Origin of the sequence: Halomonas sp. 3F2F, from assembly GCF_014897805.1 — a bacterium.
Lineage (GTDB): Bacteria > Pseudomonadota > Gammaproteobacteria > Pseudomonadales > Halomonadaceae > Vreelandella.
Map to the genome: position 1 here is coordinate 37,148 of NZ_JABUZE010000130.1, position 19,004 is coordinate 56,151.

Genomic DNA, 19,004 nt, shown 5'->3' on the forward strand with positions numbered 1-19,004 from the left:
GCCATCATGTCTAACAGCTTAACCGTCGGTGTTGTTCAACAGCCCGCGTGGCCAGATAAAGCACGTAGTCTTGCTGCCAGCGAAGCAGGCATACGCTCAGTTGCTAGCCAAGGCGCACAATTAGTGTTGCTTCAGGAGCTGCATGCCACGCACTACTTTTGCCAGTACGAAGACCCTGCACTGTTTGATTTGGCTGAACCATTAGACGGCCCTACTGGTCAGCACCTGGCCGAACTAGCCAAGGAGCTGAATATTGTGCTGGTGGGGTCGTTGTTTGAAAAACGGGCGGCGGGGCTTTACCACAATACAGCCGTCGTTTATGACCGCGCAAAAGGACGTGTAGGACAGTACCGTAAAATGCACATCCCGGATGATCCGGCCTTTTACGAAAAGTTTTACTTTACCCCTGGCGATGTTGACGACAGACGTGGCCAAGGCTTCACGCCTATTGACACCTCTGTTGGGCGGCTAGGTATTCTGGTTTGTTGGGACCAATGGTACCCGGAAGCGGCACGCTTAATGGCACTAAGTGGTGCGGAGCTGCTTCTCTACCCCACGGCCATCGGCTGGGATCCAAGTGATGATGACGCTGAAAAAGCCCGTCAGAAAGATGCTTGGACAATTATACAGCGCTCCCATGGCGTCGCTAACGGGCTGCCCGTGCTAGTCGCTAACCGAGTCGGCTTTGAACCCGACCACTCTGGCGTTGGTAACGGCATTGCGTTTTGGGGAGGAAGTTTTGTATGCGGCCCACAGGGAGAAATGCTAGCGCATGCAGGTGAAGAGACGCAGCAACTAGTCGTCAACATCGATATGGCGCGCAGCGAGAACACTCGGCGTATTTGGCCTTATTTGCGCGACCGCCGTATTGATGCTTACGGTGACTTAACACGCCGCTATCGCGATTGATAAAAACATAGACGCCTGCTCTCATCGAGAGCAGGCGCAGCATTCAAAAAGCTAACGTGTGGCGATTGGCTTTACTTCCAAAAATCACGAATAGACGCAATTCCCTGAGCGCCAACAGCGCGTGCATGGTTAGCATCAAAACGTGTCATACCACCCAGTGCAAATACCGGCATACCAGCACGTTCCACTAGCTGCTGGAAGTCATGCCACCCCAGTGGCGCCACTTCAGGATGAGAAGGCGTAGTGCGCAACGGCGACAGCGTGACAAAATCACAACCCAAAACTGCCGCCTGAGAAAGTTGCTTTTGATCGTGAGTCGATGCCGAGAGCCATTTATTTTCTGCAATCGGGCGACGCTCAAGGTCCATTAACCGTGCGCTGGTTAAATGAATACCGTCAGCATCAACAGCATCAAGCAATGCAGGCTCGCCATTCAGCAACAGCTTTGCATCGTACTGACGGCAAAGGCGCAGCGCGCGCTCAGCACGGGCAATGTATGCCGCTTCATCAAGATTTTTTGCCCGCAGCTGTACGAGTCTGACACCGTCCTCACTAAGCGCTCTTTCTAACAAGCTATCGAAACGCTCTTCGTCAGCTTCTTCGCCGGTAATCAGATAATCGGTGGGCAACATCACCGCACGCAAAATAGGCAAGTTAGCGGCAGGGAAAGGATAGTTCACCAACTCTTCCATAGGCACCCAGCGCACAGCCTGCCCCTCACGGCCAAACGGCTCACCTGCAAACTCTTGGACTTGCCAAACATCTAGCAGGATGTGCTTATCAGGATACTCATGATGAACACGGATAAGAGGCCGGGCCCGTACAATCTCGACGCCAAGCTCTTCGTGAAGCTCACGCTTGAGACCTTCCAAGCCTGTTTCATAAGGCGCCAGCTTACCCCCAGGAAACTCCCATAGGCCCCCTTGATCGACATTAGAGGGCCGACGCGCAATCAGCACCCGCTTCTGATCGGCGCTGATCATTGCAGCCGCCGCGACATGAACTCGTCGTTTTACCATTACACTCATTACGTCTTTACCCACTTTTTGCGCGCCGCCCTAACCAAAGACGACGCTATCTCGCTGCATTAGCACGTCACTGCAACTGTTTTTGGCTACTTTTCAGTGCACTTCAGCTACGGTAATCCGCGTTGATAGTCACATAGTCATGAGATAGGTCCGAGGTCCACATAGTGGCACTCTCTTCACCACGGCCCAAATTAATGCGAATGATGATCTCTTCCTGCGCCATGACGGCACTGCCCGCAGCCTCTGTATAACTGTCGGCACGGCCACCCTGTTCAACCAAGCGAACGTCACCCAAATCAATCACGACTTGGTTAACATCGAATGCCTCAACCGGCGCGCGCCCAACAGCGGCTAGAATACGCCCCCAGTTAGCATCAGAAGCGTAGAGCGCAGTCTTCACCAGCGGCGAGTGAGCAACGGTAAAAGCGACATCCAAGGCTTCCTGCCGAGTGGTCGCTTCATCCACCTGGAGCGTCACAAACTTAGTTGCCCCTTCGCCATCACGAATAATCGCTTGAGCAAGCTCGGTCATGACGCATTGCAGCGCATTGCGGAAAATGGCCACCTGCTCTTCGTTTTCGATGCGAGCGCCGGTACCTGTCGCTGCCAACATGCACGCATCGTTGGTTGATGTATCGCTATCGACAGTGATGCAGTTGAAGGAGTGATCTACCGTTTCACGTAACAAACTTGCTAACAACGGCTGTGCAATCGCCGCATCCGTTACTACAAAGCCCAACATGGTCGCCATATTAGGCTTAATCATGCCTGAACCTTTGGTAATACCGTTGATCGTGACCTGCTGATCGCCAATTGAAACGGTTGCCGTTGCGCCCTTGGCACGGGTATCCGTGGTTAGAATTCCCTCACCCGCTTGCTGCCAAGCAAGGCTAGTATCCGTTAAGGAATTTAGCGCATGGGGTATACCGGCAAGCAGGCGCGTCATGGGAAGAGGTTCGCCTATCACGCCGGTTGAAAAGGGCAAGACCTGGCTTTTATCAACGCCCATTTGCTCAGCAAGCGCTTCACAGCTGGCATAAGCATCCTGCAAGCCTGATGCGCCAGTACCAGCATTGGCATTGCCAGTATTTACCAACCAGTAGCGAGGCACACGCCCTGCGCTTGCACACGCTTCAAGATGCGCTTTCGCAGCGACCACTGGGGCAGCACAAAACGCATTACGAGTAAAAACCCCAGCTACCGTGGCAGTTTCAGGTAGCTCAATCACCACAACATCACGGCGATCCGGCTTTTTAATACCTGCCATTGCACTACCCAGGCGCACCCCATTAAGGGGTGGCAATTCCGGAAAAGCAAGATTTCCCACCGCCATGTTTTTCTCCTTTGCGCTCAATTTCGCCACGCGTGATTAGCTTAGTTTTCCGCAGCACTGCTTATATTTTTTACCGGACCCACATGAGCACGGATCATTGCGCCCTACTTTCGGTCCTTCACGACGCAGCGGACGACCATCAGCCCCTGGCGCGTCCTGTGAAACATCGTCCTGCTGGGCGTTAGGGTCGTCGTGGCGGCTTGCTGCTGTCGCACGTTCACGTACTGACTCTTCACGGCGCTTTTGCTCTAACGCATCAACCTCTTCAGGCTGACGAACCTGAACATGGCTTAAAATACGCGTAACGTCAGCTTTGATGTTCGTTAGCAGATGCTGAAACAACTCGAAGGACTCTCGCTTGTACTCTTGCTTAGGGTTCTTCTGGGCGTAACCACGCAAATGAATACCGCGACGCAAGTGATCCATCGACTGAAGATGCTCTTTCCAACGGGTATCCAATACCTGGAGCATGACTTGTTTTTCAAAACGGCGAATCAACGTGGCACCAGCAGCCTCAATTTTGGCTTGATACGCATCGCGGTGCATCGTTTGTAAACGCTCACGCAGCTTCTCTTCACTGAAACGCTCATCCTCTGCCGCCCACTGCGTAACAGGAGCATCAAGATTGAATTCAGTTTTAAGATGCGCCTCTAACCCAGGCAAATCCCACTGCTCAGCCAAGCTCTGAGGAGGCACATAATCACTGATGGCATCTTCCATGACTTCTTCACGAATACCGATAACGGCGTCGGAAACCTCATCAGCGGAAAGAATTTCATTACGCTGTTCGTAGATAACTCGGCGCTGGTCGTTAGCGACATCATCGTATTCAAGCAACTGCTTGCGGATATCAAAGTTGCGCCCCTCTACTTTTTTCTGGGCGCGCTCGACAGCGTTAGACACCATCTTGTGCTCAATCGCCTCACCGCGCTCTAGCCCAAGAGCCAGCATCAAGCGCTTCACTCGGTCAGAACCAAACAAGCGCATCAAACTGTCTTCTAACGAGAGGAAGAAGCGTGTAGAGCCTGGGTCACCTTGACGTCCCGCACGGCCACGCAACTGGTTATCAATACGACGGGACTCATGGCGCTCAGAACCAATCACATGCAAGCCACCCGCTTCTAAAACACCATCATGACGCTTCTGCCACTCTGCCTTTAGCGCATCAATCTGTTCTTGAGTGGGATTCTGCAGCTTAGCTGCTTCTGCTTCCCAGTTCCCCCCCAGGACGATATCGGTACCACGACCCGCCATATTCGTTGCAATAGTAATGGCGCCAGGACGACCTGCTTGAGCGATGATTTCTGCTTCGCTTTGGTGCTGTTTAGCATTCAGAACATTAAACGCCAGGCCAGCTTCGCGCATAAGGCGAGCTAGGTACTCAGAGGTTTCAATCGATGCAGTACCGACGAGCACGGGGCGCCCGGCCTCGGTTTCAGCCCTCACATCTTTAATAATCGCTTCGTATTTCTCTTCCGCACTCAGATAAACCAAATCATTCAGATCTTTACGAGCAAGCGGTCGATTCGTTGGAATAACGACCACATCCAGGCCATAAATTTGCCGAAATTCGAACGCTTCGGTATCAGCGGTGCCGGTCATACCTGCGAGCTTTTCATACAAACGGAAATAGTTCTGGAAAGTAGTCGATGCCAGTGTCTGGCTCTCTCGCTGAACCGTCACCCCTTCTTTCGCTTCAACCGCTTGGTGCAGCCCTTCTGACCATCGGCGTCCCGGCATACTACGCCCAGTATGCTCATCAACGATGACGACCTGGCCTTCAGACACGATGTAGTCAACGTCTAAATGATAAAGATGCCGTGCGCGCAGCGCGGAATGCATATGCTGAAGCAAGTTTAGGTTTTGTGCGGCATAAAGCGACTCGCCCTCGCCCAACAACCCTTCGGCACGCATTAGCTCTTCAACTTTGTTATGCCCCTGCTCGGTAAGCTCTACCTGCTTTTGTTTTTCATCAAGCAGGAAATCTCCCGTAACCGGCGCATCGCTGTCTTCAGAGGCTTCACCTTGCTCTAACTGTTGAGCCAGACGATTCACAATGCCATACAAATCAGTGTTTTCATCCACTGCGCCCGAGATAATTAACGGCGTACGGGCCTCATCAATTAAAATAGAGTCGACTTCATCGACAATGGCGTAATGCAGGCCACGCTGCACTTTATCCTCAAGCGAGAACGCCATGTTGTCGCGCAGATAGTCGAAACCAAACTCATTGTTAGTACCGTAAGTGATGTCACACTGATAGGCATGGCGCTTCTCTTCACCCGTTTGACCAGCATAGATAACGCCTACCGATAGCCCAAGAAACTCATACAAGGGCCGCATCCACTCAGCATCACGGCGAGCAAGGTAGTCGTTAACGGTGACAACATGCACACCCTTGCTTGGCAGCGCATTTAAATAGACGGCCAGCGTCGCCACCAGGGTTTTACCCTCACCGGTTTTCATTTCCGCAATACGGCCACGATGCAACGTCATGCCACCGACCATCTGGACGTCAAAGTGGCGCATTTTCATTACCCGCTTACTGGCCTCTCGCACGACGGCAAATGCTTCAGGCAACAAACTATCAACAGACGCGCCTTCTGCTAATTTTTGACGGAGCAGCCCTGTTTTTTCCTGCAACTCAGCGTCACTCACCCCTTCAAGCGCCTGCTCTAAAACGTTAATACTGAGCACACTTTTTTGCATGCGTTTAACGTCGCGATCATTTTTAGAGCCAACAACTTTACGTAACAAATTATTAATCATGAAAGTTCCAAATCTTCACGAGCGCCCCATTCAGGCACGCCCTTTTATATAAGGCAAATAAGGGTAAATTTAGTAAACGGACAGCTGAGCTGGCGGACCACGAGGGGTCAGCACATCAATCGCGGCAACCAATCGACGTGGGATATGAAGAAAATAGCGGGAACCGTGCAAGACGACAGGATGGATGCGCGTTTTTTTTCGTACCCAGCGGCGCAGCGCACAGCGCTTCTTGGCGATCCATTCAGATTGGGCACGCAGCATCGCGGGCACCCAAAAACAGATGATGACGCCGCGCTCACCACTACGAAATGCATCTGAAGGATGTAAACTAGCAGGTAACAAACAGCTCACTAAGAGGCCTGCCAGCCACCAACGCGCTAGGCCGTTTCGGCGTTGCCGCCGCGGCGAAGCAGACAAAACATCTGGCGTTGATGACATGCTGTGGACTGGCTCCCGAGCGTGTTAGGCTCTATCAATTAAAAGACAATACAGAACGCTGGTGGCAACCGCGAGTGTGGCGCAGCCAGCAACGTTCCAGGAATCAAGTTAATGAGTATAAAGGTTAAGCGATCCCGCGCACAGCCCATTACCCAACTGCTGACTAAGTCGGGCAGCGCTGGACAGCTTATGCGACAGTCCCGCTTAATTGATCAGGCTCAGCGCCATTTACGCGCCCACCTTCCTGAAGCAATGCGTGAGCATATTTTCGTCGGGGGCTTTCGGGACGGACGATTGACGCTAATAAGTGGCCAAGCAAGCTGGCTAACGTGGTTACGCTATGAACAGCCGCGATTGCTAACCCTACTGCATCAGTTGCCAGGGTTTGAAAGCGTTACTGGCTTTACTTTGAAAGTGCGGCCCGTTCGGCCGATTGAAAGCCCCAAGCGCTACACGCGCACCCTCTCAGAAAACGCAGGAAAAACGCTAACTGAATGCGCTAAAGACACTGACAACCCCTCGCTTAGAAACGCCCTGGAGCGTCTTGCGGCGCATGCACCTAATCATTCAGATGACAAACATTCATAGCCATGCATTGCCAGCGCCAATACGCAAAAAAGCACCGCTTTAGCGGTGCTTTTTACTATTGCCACATGCAACTCACCCGCCCAACAAGCGTGCAATCTATGCCATTGCAGGTGCCGAGTAAGAGATAGGTGCAACCGCTTTGTCTTCTTCAAAGGTGACGATTTCATAGGCGTCGGGCTGCGCTAACAACTCGCGGCACAACCGATTGTTGAGCGCATGGCCTGATTTAACCCCCTGGAACTCACCAATCAAACTGTGGCCAAGTTGGTACAAATCACCAATAGCATCCAGCACTTTATGCTTGACGAACTCATCGTCATAGCGCAAGCCACCTTCGTTAACGATGCGGTAATCATCGACAACAATGGCATTGTCTAAGCTACCGCCAAGCGCAAGATTATTGGATCGCAAAAATTCCAGATCGCGCATAAACCCGAAGGTACGTGCACGAGAAACCTCTTTCACAAACGACGTTGTTGAAAAATCGATTAACGCGGTTTGTTTTTGTTGCTCAAATACAGGGTGATTAAAGTCGATTGAAAAGGAGACTTTAAACCCTTGATGAGGCAAAAAGACGGCTTCTTTGTCGCCATCACTGACGGCAACACGACGCTTAATGCGGATAAATTGCTTAGGTGCATCTTGCTCTAAAATGCCAGCTGACTGAATTAAGAACACAAATGGACTGGCGCTGCCGTCCATGATAGGCACTTCAGGCGCACTTACATCGACATAGGCATTATCAATGCCCAATCCAGCAAATGCCGACATTAAATGTTCGACCGTCGCGACTTTCACACCGCGGTAAGAAAGCGCGGTGCATAATGTGGTGTCTTCCACCAATTCGGCACGAGCCGGCACGTGAACCACAGGCTCCAGGTCGGTCCGGATAAATACAATTCCGGTATTAGCTGGCGCCGGGCGCAAAGCCAAGTGGACTTTTTTGCCAGAGTGCAGACCCACTCCGGTGGCGCGAATGACGTTTTGTAATGTGCGTTGTCTGATCATGGGCAGTGGTCGAACTCTAATGACGGCGGTCACCGGCAAAAGTGCCGACAAGTACCGCTAGGGGAAAGAAAGTTAAGAAACAGTGTTCACTTTAACAGCAAACGAGCGTTTTAACCAATAAAACTCTCGTTTGCTGTTTCAATGACCCCGATAGCGTCAGTTAATCTGCCTGACGGCGTAAAAATGCGGGAATGTCCAAATAGTCATCTGCATCAGGCGCGCGACGCTTCTCGGCCCGAGGTTTTGCAGCGGGCTCAGGCGCTTCTTTACGCGCCGTTGCCTGCTGACGCATGACAGTTGGCTGTTGCAACTTGCGGTAATCTGAGGACGCTTCAGCAGCAGACCGACGCACTGGCTCACGTGAGGCAACTTTGCCTTTGTTACCATCCAGCCCAGCAGCCACCACGGTCACACGTAGCTCATCGGACATTTCCATGTCGATAGAGGTACCCACCACAATAGTTGCTTCCTGAGAAGCAAACTCTTGAACTGTAGCACCTACGTCATTGAACTCACCGATCGACAAGTCAGGGCCAGCAGTAATATTAACCAAAATACCGCGAGCACCGTGCAGATCAATGTCTTCAAGTAGCGGGCTACGAATGGCTTTTTCAGCCGCTTCGCGAGCACGATTCTCGCCAGTTGCCCCACCGGTACCCATCATCGCCATGCCCATTTCGGACATAACGGTGCGAACATCAGCAAAATCGACGTTAATAATGCCTGGGCTGGTAATCAGCTCTGCGATACCTTGAACGGCCCCCAACAACACATCGTTAGCAGCGCTGAAGGCGGTTAGCAGCGTGGCGTTCTTACCTAGCACAGAAAGCAGTTTTTCGTTGGGAATAGTGATCAACGAATCAACGTGCTCAGAAAGCTCTTTCATACCTTCTTCAGCGGCGCGCATGCGCTTCGGCCCTTCAAACGGGAAGGGGCGAGTTACCACGGCAACCGTCAAAATACCTAACTCTTTGGCAACCTGAGCAACAACAGGCGCACCGCCGGTACCTGTACCACCACCCATGCCAGCCGTGATGAATACCATATCTGCACCGGTTAATAACTCAGCGATGCGGTCACGGTCTTCCATGGCGGCTTGACGGCCGACTTCAGGATTGGCACCGGCCCCAAGCCCCTTGGTGATTTCACCACCAAGCTGCAAGACTGTTTTTGCAGACACTCGCTTAAGCGCTTGAGCGTCGGTATTAGCGCAGATAAACTCAACGCCTTCGATATTACTTTCGACCATGTGGTTGACCGCGTTGCCACCGCCACCGCCAACACCGACCACTTTGATGACCGCACTGCTCGAGGGTGCGTTATCTACCAATTCGAACATAAGCCCCGTCTCCTGAACCGCGCTTGCGGCCCTGTCAGAAATTTCCTTTGAACCAGCCTTTAATTCTTACCAGCGCCGATTGACCTTCCTTGATATCACGCCTGACGACTTCGTTGCGTCCTTTATGCGCAGCAACGACTTCCCCGTGGCTTTCTAGGCCTTGCCCATGTCGCGCTTCTTGCAATGCATAATGCAGTAAACCCACACCTGTTGCATAAATTGGATTGCGTACCACATCAGCCAACCCTTTGACATTTTGCGGACATGCAATACGAACAGGCATATGAAAAATCTCTTCTGCCAATTCGCTAACCCCTTCCATACGCGAGGTGCCACCAGTGAGCACAACACCAGCAGCCACCATATCTTCATAGCCACTACGGCGTAATTCGTCTCTCACCAACGTAAATAGTTCCTCGTAACGCGGCTCAACCACTTCAGCAAGTGCCTGTCGCGATAAATCACGAGCCGGACGATCTCCTACGCTGGGAACTTTAATCATTTCATCGCTTGCCGCCAGCTGTGTCAGTGCGCAAGCGTATTTAACTTTAATCTCTTCGGCATGCTGCGTTGGTGTGCGCAATGCCATTGCTATGTCATTAGTGACTTGGTCGCCCGCTATCGGTATAACGGCAGTATGGCGAATGGCACCTTCACTGAAAATGGCCATATCAGTGGTTCCCCCACCAATATCCACCATGCAAACGCCTAATTCTCGCTCGTCTTCGGTAAGCACCGCCATACTAGAAGCTAGCTGTTCAAGAATGATTGCGTCAACGTCCAGACCACATCGCCTAACACATTTCTCAATATTTTGAACGGCGTTCAATGCCGCTGTCACAAGGTGAACCTGCGCCTCTAAACGAACGCCTGACATTCCTAAAGGTTCACGGATACCACCTTGAGCATCGATTGAGAACTCTTGGGGCAATACATGTAATACACGCTGCCCTTCCGAGACCGCACGTGCGCGGGCTGAGTCAATAACGCGCTCGATATCGGATGGTGTGACTTCCCTTTCTTTAATAGCAACCACACCATCTGAGTTCATTGAACTGATATGGCTACCAGCAACGCCGACATAGACAGAATGAATATCACAACCAGCCATTAATTCCGCTTCTTCAACAGCACGCTGAATAGATTGCACGGTTGATTCGATATTAATGACCACACCGCGCTTCATGCCGCGTGATGGATGAGAGCCGATACCCGCTATCTCAATCCCGCCGTCATCGGTGGGTTGACCGACTATCGCGACGACTTTGGACGTTCCAATGTCCAGCCCGACAACCATATTGGATGCGTTGGGTGAGCCTGCCATGAGTCGGATAATCTCCTAGAAAAATTTTAAAAGAAACTTGTTAGTCGTAACTGCGCCAACATTGTTAAAACGGCGATACAAAATCACGCTGAATAACATTGACGCCTACCGTAATATCAAGCCAAATGCTGATCATGATTAAATAAAAAAGCCCATAAAAAAGCATCAGCTATAACATAGTATAGAAACAATACTGACAATACGACTAGCGCACGCCTACGATAATCGCCTTTGTGTGCGATTTAAACCCTATTCATGGCTTTTCGCTGTTGGCAACCACTTACATTTACCTACTTTTTGCACATTGTAAGTCGCTTATTACTCATCCTCTTCTGCAAAGTCACTTTCTCCGTGCCAGGCAACTGCAACACCATTGGGGTAACGCAAGTCAATATAGCGAATATGCTCACCAACCTGAGCAAGCTCACGCTGCCACGATGCCGACAAACGAGCTAATCGGATTTCATGCTGACGTCTTCCTAACATTACCCAGGCACCATTACTTAACTGGAGCCGCCATGCACCACGAGGCTCTAGGCGTAATTGAGAAAGTGACAACGATAATCCCTGGAAATGAGGCGTTAAGCGGCGATAATAAGTAAGCACTTCTTCGCCACTTCCCGTCGGCCCAGCCAAATCAGGGAGCCCTTGAGGCACACCTAGTGGCGCAAACGCAAACGACTCACCTTTGGGGTTAAGTAGAAAATCATCGTTCCAGCGGGCCACTGGCGTTTGCTCTACCAGCTCAAATACAAGTGCATTTGGCCACTCTCTGGAAATTCTAACTTCATCCAGCCAGCCAATTTTCAATGCACGCCTACGTAGCTCACCTAAATCTGCCGAGAGCCAAGTTGCCTCTTGAACGAGTGGCGCTAGCTGAGTACGGAGGTAATCAGCACTCACATATTCCCACTCGCCACGAATAGACACACGCTCAATAGGCTTATCTAACCATAGCCATAAGGCACGCCCACCAGCACCTAGTAACAGTGCCAGCAATATGAGGCCTAACCACGCATTACGCTTCTTCATGAGCAGCTGCGTTGAACCGCAGTATTCAGTATACGCAACACCAACTGATCAAACTCTATGCCCGCATGCGCCGCCGCTTGAGGCACTAAACTATGATCCGTCATTCCTGGCACAGTATTAACTTCAATCAGCCAAAACTTGCCTATCGCATCGCGCATCACATCTACACGCCCCCAGCCTTCGCCACCTACAGCATCAAACGCTTTCTTGCATAGTTCTGCCAAGGCCTGCTCGTCACTAGATGCTAAGCCACTGGGCAGGTGATACTGAGTAGTGTTAGCAATGTATTTGGCTTCGTAATCATAAAAACCGCCTGGGACTTCGACACGAATTGCCGGCAACACGTCATTATCAAGCAGAGCAACGGTATACTCTTCACCTACAATGAACCGCTCAGCCATGACACGGGCGTCATAGTTCGCCGCCTCGTGATAGGCCGCTTCTAGTGCCTCCTGGCTTTTAACGATACTAATCCCCAGCGTGGAACCTTCGTGAACAGGCTTTACCATCATTGGTAAACCTAATTGCGACACCACCATAGACCAATCAGATGTCTCGCTGAGCATGATGCTTTGAGGGGTGGGTAGCCCTACGGCTTGCCAGACTTGCTTCGTACGCTGCTTATCCATTGCTAACGCTGACGCCAACACCCCACTGCCAGTGTAGGGCAGCCCTAAAAGCTCTAGCGCTCCCTGCAGCGTACCATCTTCGCCACCACGACCATGAAGAGCCACAAAAATAGCCGTTGGGGCAAGGCGTTCTAGCCCTACCAAACCCTCTTCTTTTGGATCATAGCCAATGGCATCGACACCTTGACGCTTTAACGCGTCAAGCACAGCCGCACCGCTTTTAAGCGACACTTCGCGCTCTGCTGAAGTACCACCATAAACAACAACAACGCGTGCCAAGGGGTCATTCAATGACATTGCTGTACTCATAGCTCTACCTTATCTAGCGATAATTTGGCATGCGCGAAACGAAGCGAAATACCACCCACATCACCAGCGCCTTGAGTAATAAAAATATCCCCAGGACGCAGCAGCTTGCTTAACAGCGCAGGTAGCTCCTGCTTATGCTCAACGAACAATGGATCGACTTCTCCTCGCTGACGAATAGACCCAGCAAGGGTGCGACCCTCCGCGCCTGGAATCACAGCTTCCCCAGCGCTATAAACATCCAATAGAACGAGCGTATCCACTTGAGAAAGCACACGAACGAAATCTTCATAAAGATCGCGGGTGCGACTGTAGCGATGCGGCTGGTACAACATGACCAATCGACGTTCGGGCCAACCTGCACGAACTGCCTGGATAACCATGTCAACTTCACGGGGGTGGTGTCCGTAATCGTCTACTAACATGATATCGCCATCAGCATTGGGGGCGCTGAAGTGGCCATGCACTTGAAAGCGGCGCCCTACACCGGCAAAACTTGCCAGCCCACGAAGAATGGCATCGTCACTTACCCCAGCATCCGTTGCTACAACAATCGCCGCCATCGCGTTTAACGCATTGTGGCGACCGGGCATTGCTAGCCGAATAGCCAATGGAGCAGCTTCCCCAGGACGCACTGCGGTGAACGAGACTTCACCGCCTTGCTGAGTAAAGTCCACAATGCGGTAGTCAGCATCTTCATCGAAACCGTAGGTGACAAACTGACGTTTTACCTGGTCACGCATCGACCGAATGTTAGCGTCATCAATACACAGCACTGCCAGCCCGTAAAACGGCAAATTATGCAGAAACTCGATGAATGTGCTTTTTAAGCGCTCAAAATCCCCACCATAGGTCGCCATATGGTCTGCATCTATGTTCGTCACAATAGAGACCATTGGCTGCAGATGAAGAAACGACGCATCCGATTCATCTGCCTCAGCGACTAGATAATCACCCTCACCCAACCGAGCGTTAGCGCCAGCACTGGTAAGTTTTCCACCAATCACAAAGGTGGGATCCAATCCGCCTTCCGCCAGCAACGTTGCCGTCAAACTGGTTGTGGTCGTCTTTCCATGGGTTCCTGCGACAGCAATGCCATGGCGAAAGCGCATTAGTTCGGCCAGCATTTCAGCACGCCTAACCACGGGCACACGATGCTCATGAGCCCAACGGATTTCAGGATTTGTTGCATCAATGGCGCTGGAGACAACCACGACGTCAGCGCCTACCACATTCTCTTCAGCATGACCGATAGCAACGTTAACGCCACACTGTCGAAGGCGCTCAACAACAGTCGATGCCTTCATATCGCTACCGCTGACGCTGTAACCCTGATTTGCGAGCACTTCAGCGATTCCACACATACCTGCGCCACCGATGCCAACAAAGTGCAAACGCTTAATACGGCGCATACCAGGGCCGCTTGGACGGACACCCGAGTGCAACGCATTATTAATAGAGTCGGTCACGCAGTCTCTCCTTGTTTAACCAGCGCTAAACATCCCTTCGTAAGACGCTCAGTCGCCTCTAAGTAGGCCGCCTGGCGGGCTTTAGAAGCCATGCCTGACAAAACGCTAGGGACTAATAGCTCATCTAAATAGTGTGTTAATCGCTCGGGGGTCAGCTCAGACTGTGTGACACAAAGTGCTGCCCCGGCCTTTACTAAAACGTCAGCATTGACCCGCTGATGATCATCAACAGCAAATGGAAACGGCACTAGCAAGGCGGGCTTTGCAGCTGCGGCAAGCTCTGCCACTGTTAGCGCTCCGGCACGACAAACGACTAAATCGGCCCACTTATACGCAGCCGCCATATCGTCAATAAAGGGAGTAACATCCGCCACAATTCCATGCTCGACATAGGCGCTTGCCGTCGCCACATCTCGGTCTTTGCCCGCTTGATGGCGAACATCAGGGCGTCGCTCTGGCGGCAAGCCCGCCAGCCCGGGCGGTAAACGCTCATTCAGTGCGACCGCTCCTAGCGAACCACCAACAACTAATAACCGCAGCGGGCGAACGGCCAGTTCAGAAGCACTCCTTGGATGCTCACCCAGTGCAGCAATATCTTCTCGCACCGGATTGCCAATCACTTCTGCCTTGTCACCAAAAGCCTCAGCAAACGCCGCGTATGTGCGAGTCGCCAATTTTGAGAGCACTTTATTGGTCAGCCCAGCAATAGCATTTTGTTCATGTATCACCAATGGCACCCTGGAAAGCCACGCTGCCAGCCCACCTGGGCCACTGGCAAACCCGCCTAACCCAACCACCACATCAGGATTGAAGCGGCGAATTACCTTTCGAGCTTGCAGTACGGCTTGGGAAAGGTTCAGCGGTGCCTTCAGCCAGCCAGTTACTCCGTTGCCACGCAGACCGCTTATGTCGATGGTATGAAGCGTAATACCTGCTTCTGGTACTAGGCGATTTTCGATCCCTCTTGGGCTTCCCAGCCACTCAACGTCGACATTGTGGGCTTTGAGCGAACGTGCTAGCGAAAGCGCCGGAATAACATGACCTCCGGTACCTCCTGCCATAATTAAAATGCGTCGACGTGCGTTCGTCGTCACAAACAACTCCTTGAGTAGTTACGGTAACCGAGGTTCATGGCGTGATTTATAGGGTGTCGATACACGACGCGGACGGTGACGCGTCTCCGCATCTACGCGCAACAACAAGCCAATCATCATACCGGTTACCAATAAACTTGAACCGCCATAGCTAATCAACGGCAATGTTAGCCCTTTCGTTGGCAACAGCCCCGAGCTTACCGCCATATTAATAAATGCCTGAGCTGCGATAACGAAACCTATGCCATAGCTGACATAGGCACCAAATAAATGGCCTGCCAATTCTGCACGACGACCAATCAACATTGCCCTGGTAATGAGCAAGGTAAATAGCAGTACAACGAGAATGGCCCCCATCATGCCGAGTTCTTCTGCGATGACAGCAAAAATAAAGTCGGTGTGAGCTTCAGGCAGGTAGTGAAGTTTTTGAACACTATTACCTAAACCAGTACCGGTCACATGCCCACGACCGAAAGCAATCAGCGCCTGAGTAAGCTGATAGCCAGTGGCAAACTGATCAGCCCATGGGTCCAAAAAGCTCGTCCACCGCGCTAATCGGTAAGGCTCCATAACGACCATCATGACGGCGCCAACAGCCAATACGCCACCACTACCAAATAGCAGGGTAAGTGAAGCGCCGCTCATCATTAACATACCAATAACGCACACGGTATATACCACCATGCCGCCAAAATCGGGAGCAAGAAAAAGCAGCCCCGCCGGAACGGCAAGCACCGCTAAAGGTCGCCACATACTGAATGCCCGTTGGCGTAGGTCATAGGTAAAGCGGGACATGAAAGCCGCCATGTAAAAAATCAAACCGATTTTTCCAAGCTCGGAAACTTGCAGGCTAGGCAAGGGACCAGGTAGTGAAATCCAGCGTTTACTGCCGTTAACTTCCTGACCAACCACGAGCACCAGCACTAGCATGATGATGCTCACTAGCAAAATCAGCGCTGCGTTTTGCCGCCATGCTTCCAAAGGAACACACAGCATAAAAAAACAAGCCAATATAGCCAGAAATAGAAAAATGCCATGCTGCCGAGAGTAGTGATAGGTATTTTCAAGCAGACCTACCGATGCCGAACTTACCATCACCCAGCCTAACCCAGCTAACGCTACGGCGGCGACGATCAACCACACATCGGAGGGTAAATGCCGCGTTGTCAAAGTATCGCGGATACGCTGCACTCGACTCATAACCTCTCTCCTGAGTGATTATGCTGTTTATGCTTCTGCTCAACCCAATCCCGAAAGGCATCGCCTCTCGCCTGGTAATTGACAAACTGATCTAGGCTTGCGCAGGCGGGTGACAGCAATACACAGTCGCCGGGTTCAGCTATTTCCCAGGCCACTTCCATCGCTTGAGTTAAATCGTTGACTAGATGCACTGGAACAGCAGATGAGATAGCGGCCTCAAGACGGCGTGCGTCAGCACCAAATAGCACCGCAGTTTTAGCGCTCTCTGCCAGAGGCATCGCCAGAGGGGTAAAGTCAGCACCTTTGCCGACACCACCGGCCAATAATATTACTTTCCCTGTCAGCGATGCGCTGATGCCTTGAATGGCGGCCAGCGTAGCGCCAACGTTAGTACCTTTTGAATCATTCACCCACATAACGTCATTGATACGAGCGATTACTTCACTACGATGGGGCAGCCCCTTAAAAGCAGTTAATGCTTGGCACATCGGTGCTTTTGCGAAGCCCAACGCCTTACCCATTGCCAAGGCTGCTAGTGCATTGGCATAGTTATGCCGCCCTGCCATGCTGAGAGCTGCTGTGCCAAGCCAAGCAGTATCACCTTGGAACAGCGTTAACTCGCCCCCTTTTTCAACTACCCCCCAGTCATTACCTGCGGGTGCGAAGGCCGTAAAACGCTCTACATGATCAACAGGCGACTCTGGCCAAGTGAGCGCATCATCCGCGTTGACAATGACTGATTGCGCACCGCGAAAAATACGCTGCTTAGCGCGGCGGTAACCCACCATATCTCCATGACGATCTAAGTGATCTTCACAGAGGTTTAAAAAAGCAGCCGCTTTAGCACCCAAATGAGGCGTTGTTTCCAGCTGAAAGCTTGAGAGTTCAAGGATGTAAAGCTCGGCATCAGGGCATTCAGCTAATAAATCCAATGCAGCCGTACCCAAATTGCCACCCACCGCAGCTTTAACACCAGCCACTCTAGCCATCTCGCCGAGTAATGTCGTAACAGTTGACTTGGCATTAGAGCCAGTAATAGCGGCGATCGGCGCATTCACCGCGCGAACAAACAAAGCAATCTCACCTACCAGTACGGGCTCCCCCGTTGCTGGATTATAACGCTCTAGCAAGCCATCAAGCCCTGGCGAATGAGGATCGACACCAGGGCTGACCACCACTTCGTAGGCATCTGTAAAATCAAGCGCCGTTAACGGACCACAATAAACCTCAACATTGGGGTTTTCGTTCTGAAAAGCGTGTAGCCCCGGAGGCTCGGCTCGCGTATCTGCCACCATAAATGGCACGCCTTGACGCGCCAAATGCCGACAAATAGCTTGCCCAGAAATTCCCAGGCCAATAACAACGGTGATTCCATTTGCGACTCGCACGATGACCGGCTCCTTTGTGCATCACGCTAATAGTGGCAACACTGCCGCTATTACTTTGCTAATCATCGAACTTTAAGCGTAGCCAACCCTAACAGCACCAGTACGACGGTAATAATCCAGAAACGCACAATGACCCGCGGCTCTGGCCAACCTTTCAACTCGTAGTGGTGATGCAACGGCGCCATACGGAAAATACGCCGACCGGTAAGCTTATAAGAGCCAACTTGAAGAATCACCGAGACCGTTTCAAGTACAAAGATACCGCCCATAATAAACAGCACAATTTCTTGGCGCACAATAACGGCGACAACGCCTAGCGCGGCACCTAGCGCCAGCGCCCCTACATCACCCATAAACACTTGAGCGGGATAAGTGTTGAACCACAAGAAGCCCAGGCCCGCACCAGCAATAGTGGCACAGAAAACAGCCAATTCGCCGGTCCCATGAATAAAAGGAATATGTAAATAGTTGGCAAACACAGCATTCCCGCTTGCATAGGCAAATACGGACAAGCCCATCGCCACCAGCACAGTGGGCATGATCGCTAGGCCATCAAGGCCATCCGTGAGATTGACTGCGTTAGAGCTGCCAACGATCACAAAATAGGTCAACACGATATAGAACACGCCAAGCGGCAACGCGACATCTTTAAACATCGGGATCAATAAGCTAGTTTCAGCCGGTGTCGCGGCCGTGAGATAAAGCACCAATGCAGCGCCAATACCCACCACCGACTGCCAGAAATACTTCCAACGAGCGGGTAATCCACGCGGGTTCTTTTCAACAACCTTGCGATAATCGTCGACCCAGCCAATAGCCCCGAAGCCTAATGTGACCAGCAGCACCACCCAAACATAATGATTGGTTAAATCGCCCCAGACCAGCGTGCTGATAGCAATAGCCAACAATATCATTGCCCCACCCATCGTGGGCGTACCTGCTTTAGACAAATGAGATTGAGGGCCATCATCACGAATTGCTTGGCCAATCTGGCCTTCCACTAACCGGCGTATAACCCAGGGCCCAAGCCACAGGCATAGCATGAGGGCCGTTAACGCTGCGAGAATGACACGTAAGGTTAAATAGTTAAAAACTTGGAAAGTAGACTGATATTGGGCTAGAAAATTCGCCAGGTGAAGTAACATGAACG

General features: G+C 51.7%; 16 protein-coding genes. 2 read left to right on the forward strand and 14 right to left on the reverse strand.

Annotated elements, in window-relative coordinates:
- Positions 1–6 precede the first annotated feature (6 nt).
- A complete protein-coding gene (locus tag INT21_RS12665; protein ID WP_193068242.1) occupies positions 7–909 on the forward strand; it encodes a carbon-nitrogen hydrolase in 903 nt (300 codons plus the stop codon).
- Between the two features lie 71 nt (positions 910–980).
- Here INT21_RS12665 and INT21_RS12670 read toward each other — a convergent pair whose 3' ends face one another.
- From INT21_RS12670 to INT21_RS12685, 4 genes are all read right to left on the reverse strand, one after another.
- Positions 981–1,928, reverse strand: a complete 948-nt coding sequence (locus INT21_RS12670) for a Nudix family hydrolase (RefSeq protein WP_038485369.1) — start codon at positions 1,926–1,928, stop codon at positions 981–983.
- Between the two features lie 112 nt (positions 1,929–2,040).
- On the reverse strand, positions 2,041–3,270 hold the full coding sequence (argJ, locus tag INT21_RS12675; RefSeq protein ID WP_193068241.1) for a bifunctional glutamate N-acetyltransferase/amino-acid acetyltransferase ArgJ: 1,230 nt from the start codon (positions 3,268–3,270) through the stop codon (positions 2,041–2,043).
- A 36-nt stretch (positions 3,271–3,306) separates the two neighbouring features.
- Complete coding sequence (gene secA, locus INT21_RS12680) at positions 3,307–6,039, reverse strand: preprotein translocase subunit SecA (protein WP_193085309.1); 2,733 nt, start codon at positions 6,037–6,039, stop codon at positions 3,307–3,309.
- A gap of 69 nt (positions 6,040–6,108) precedes the next feature.
- Positions 6,109–6,477: a hypothetical protein gene (locus tag INT21_RS12685; protein ID WP_193068240.1), complete on the reverse strand. Its 369-nt coding sequence runs from the start codon at positions 6,475–6,477 to the stop codon at positions 6,109–6,111.
- A 111-nt stretch (positions 6,478–6,588) separates the two neighbouring features.
- Between INT21_RS12685 and INT21_RS12690 the strand changes: the two genes are divergently transcribed.
- Positions 6,589–7,065 carry a DUF721 domain-containing protein gene (locus INT21_RS12690; RefSeq protein ID WP_193068239.1) on the forward strand — a complete coding sequence of 159 codons (477 nt, stop codon included), beginning with the start codon at positions 6,589–6,591 and terminating at the stop codon, positions 7,063–7,065.
- Between the two features lie 96 nt (positions 7,066–7,161).
- Here the strand turns inward: INT21_RS12690 and lpxC are convergent, their stop codons facing one another.
- The 10 genes from lpxC to mraY form a co-directional block, all read right to left on the reverse strand.
- Positions 7,162–8,073, reverse strand: coding sequence for a UDP-3-O-acyl-N-acetylglucosamine deacetylase (gene lpxC, locus INT21_RS12695; RefSeq protein ID WP_089037732.1), 912 nt, complete (start codon positions 8,071–8,073; stop codon positions 7,162–7,164).
- Positions 8,074–8,233: 160 nt separating this feature from the next.
- Positions 8,234–9,412 (reverse strand): cell division protein FtsZ, encoded by a 1,179-nt coding sequence (ftsZ, locus tag INT21_RS12700; RefSeq protein ID WP_089037731.1) that lies wholly within the window; start codon positions 9,410–9,412, stop codon positions 8,234–8,236.
- Positions 9,413–9,446: 34 nt separating this feature from the next.
- Positions 9,447–10,736 carry a cell division protein FtsA gene (ftsA, locus tag INT21_RS12705; protein ID WP_089037730.1) on the reverse strand — a complete coding sequence of 430 codons (1,290 nt, stop codon included), beginning with the start codon at positions 10,734–10,736 and terminating at the stop codon, positions 9,447–9,449.
- 318 nt (positions 10,737–11,054) lie between these two features.
- The gene (locus tag INT21_RS12710; RefSeq protein ID WP_089037729.1) at positions 11,055–11,768 is read right to left on the reverse strand and encodes a cell division protein FtsQ/DivIB; all 714 of its coding nucleotides are present in this window, start codon (positions 11,766–11,768) and stop codon (positions 11,055–11,057) included.
- Complete coding sequence (locus INT21_RS12715; protein WP_193061309.1) at positions 11,765–12,706, reverse strand: D-alanine--D-alanine ligase; 942 nt, start codon at positions 12,704–12,706, stop codon at positions 11,765–11,767. Before INT21_RS12715 ends, INT21_RS12710 begins: the two co-directional genes overlap by 4 nt.
- Entirely contained in the window at positions 12,703–14,115 is a 1,413-nt protein-coding gene (gene murC / locus INT21_RS12720) for a UDP-N-acetylmuramate--L-alanine ligase (RefSeq protein WP_193061386.1), read from the reverse strand. The genes INT21_RS12715 and murC overlap by 4 nt, the downstream gene beginning before the upstream one ends.
- Before the next feature lie 53 nt (positions 14,116–14,168).
- Positions 14,169–15,266: an undecaprenyldiphospho-muramoylpentapeptide beta-N-acetylglucosaminyltransferase gene (murG, locus tag INT21_RS12725; RefSeq protein WP_193061308.1), complete on the reverse strand. Its 1,098-nt coding sequence runs from the start codon at positions 15,264–15,266 to the stop codon at positions 14,169–14,171.
- Positions 15,267–15,284: 18 nt separating this feature from the next.
- Complete coding sequence (gene ftsW, locus INT21_RS12730; RefSeq protein ID WP_089037726.1) at positions 15,285–16,466, reverse strand: putative lipid II flippase FtsW; 1,182 nt, start codon at positions 16,464–16,466, stop codon at positions 15,285–15,287.
- Positions 16,463–17,857: a UDP-N-acetylmuramoyl-L-alanine--D-glutamate ligase gene (gene murD, locus INT21_RS12735; RefSeq protein ID WP_193061385.1), complete on the reverse strand. Its 1,395-nt coding sequence runs from the start codon at positions 17,855–17,857 to the stop codon at positions 16,463–16,465. Before murD ends, ftsW begins: the two co-directional genes overlap by 4 nt.
- Positions 17,858–17,916: 59 nt before the next feature.
- Positions 17,917–18,999 (reverse strand): phospho-N-acetylmuramoyl-pentapeptide-transferase, encoded by a 1,083-nt coding sequence (gene mraY, locus INT21_RS12740; RefSeq protein WP_089037724.1) that lies wholly within the window; start codon positions 18,997–18,999, stop codon positions 17,917–17,919.
- Positions 19,000–19,004: the final 5 nt, after the last annotated feature.

Bases quoted from the DNA above. Each gene is read 5' to 3' on its own strand.
- INT21_RS12665 (WP_193068242.1), top strand. From the start codon at position 7: ATGTCTAACAGCTTAACCGTCGGTGTTGTTCAACAGCCCGCGTGGCCA.
- INT21_RS12670 (WP_038485369.1), bottom strand. From the start codon at position 1,928: ATGGTAAAACGACGAGTTCATGTCGCGGCGGCTGCAATGATCAGCGCC.
- argJ (WP_193068241.1), bottom strand. From the start codon at position 3,270: ATGGCGGTGGGAAATCTTGCTTTTCCGGAATTGCCACCCCTTAATGGG.
- secA (WP_193085309.1), bottom strand. From the start codon at position 6,039: ATGATTAATAATTTGTTACGTAAAGTTGTTGGCTCTAAAAATGATCGC.
- INT21_RS12685 (WP_193068240.1), bottom strand. From the start codon at position 6,477: ATGTCATCAACGCCAGATGTTTTGTCTGCTTCGCCGCGGCGGCAACGC.
- INT21_RS12690 (WP_193068239.1), top strand. From the start codon at position 6,589: ATGAGTATAAAGGTTAAGCGATCCCGCGCACAGCCCATTACCCAACTG.
- lpxC (WP_089037732.1), bottom strand. From the start codon at position 8,073: ATGATCAGACAACGCACATTACAAAACGTCATTCGCGCCACCGGAGTG.
- ftsZ (WP_089037731.1), bottom strand. From the start codon at position 9,412: ATGTTCGAATTGGTAGATAACGCACCCTCGAGCAGTGCGGTCATCAAA.
- ftsA (WP_089037730.1), bottom strand. From the start codon at position 10,736: ATGGCAGGCTCACCCAACGCATCCAATATGGTTGTCGGGCTGGACATT.
- INT21_RS12710 (WP_089037729.1), bottom strand. From the start codon at position 11,768: ATGAAGAAGCGTAATGCGTGGTTAGGCCTCATATTGCTGGCACTGTTA.
- INT21_RS12715 (WP_193061309.1), bottom strand. From the start codon at position 12,706: ATGAGTACAGCAATGTCATTGAATGACCCCTTGGCACGCGTTGTTGTT.
- murC (WP_193061386.1), bottom strand. From the start codon at position 14,115: ATGCGCCGTATTAAGCGTTTGCACTTTGTTGGCATCGGTGGCGCAGGT.
- ftsW (WP_089037726.1), bottom strand. From the start codon at position 16,466: ATGAGTCGAGTGCAGCGTATCCGCGATACTTTGACAACGCGGCATTTA.
- mraY (WP_089037724.1), bottom strand. From the start codon at position 18,999: ATGTTACTTCACCTGGCGAATTTTCTAGCCCAATATCAGTCTACTTTC.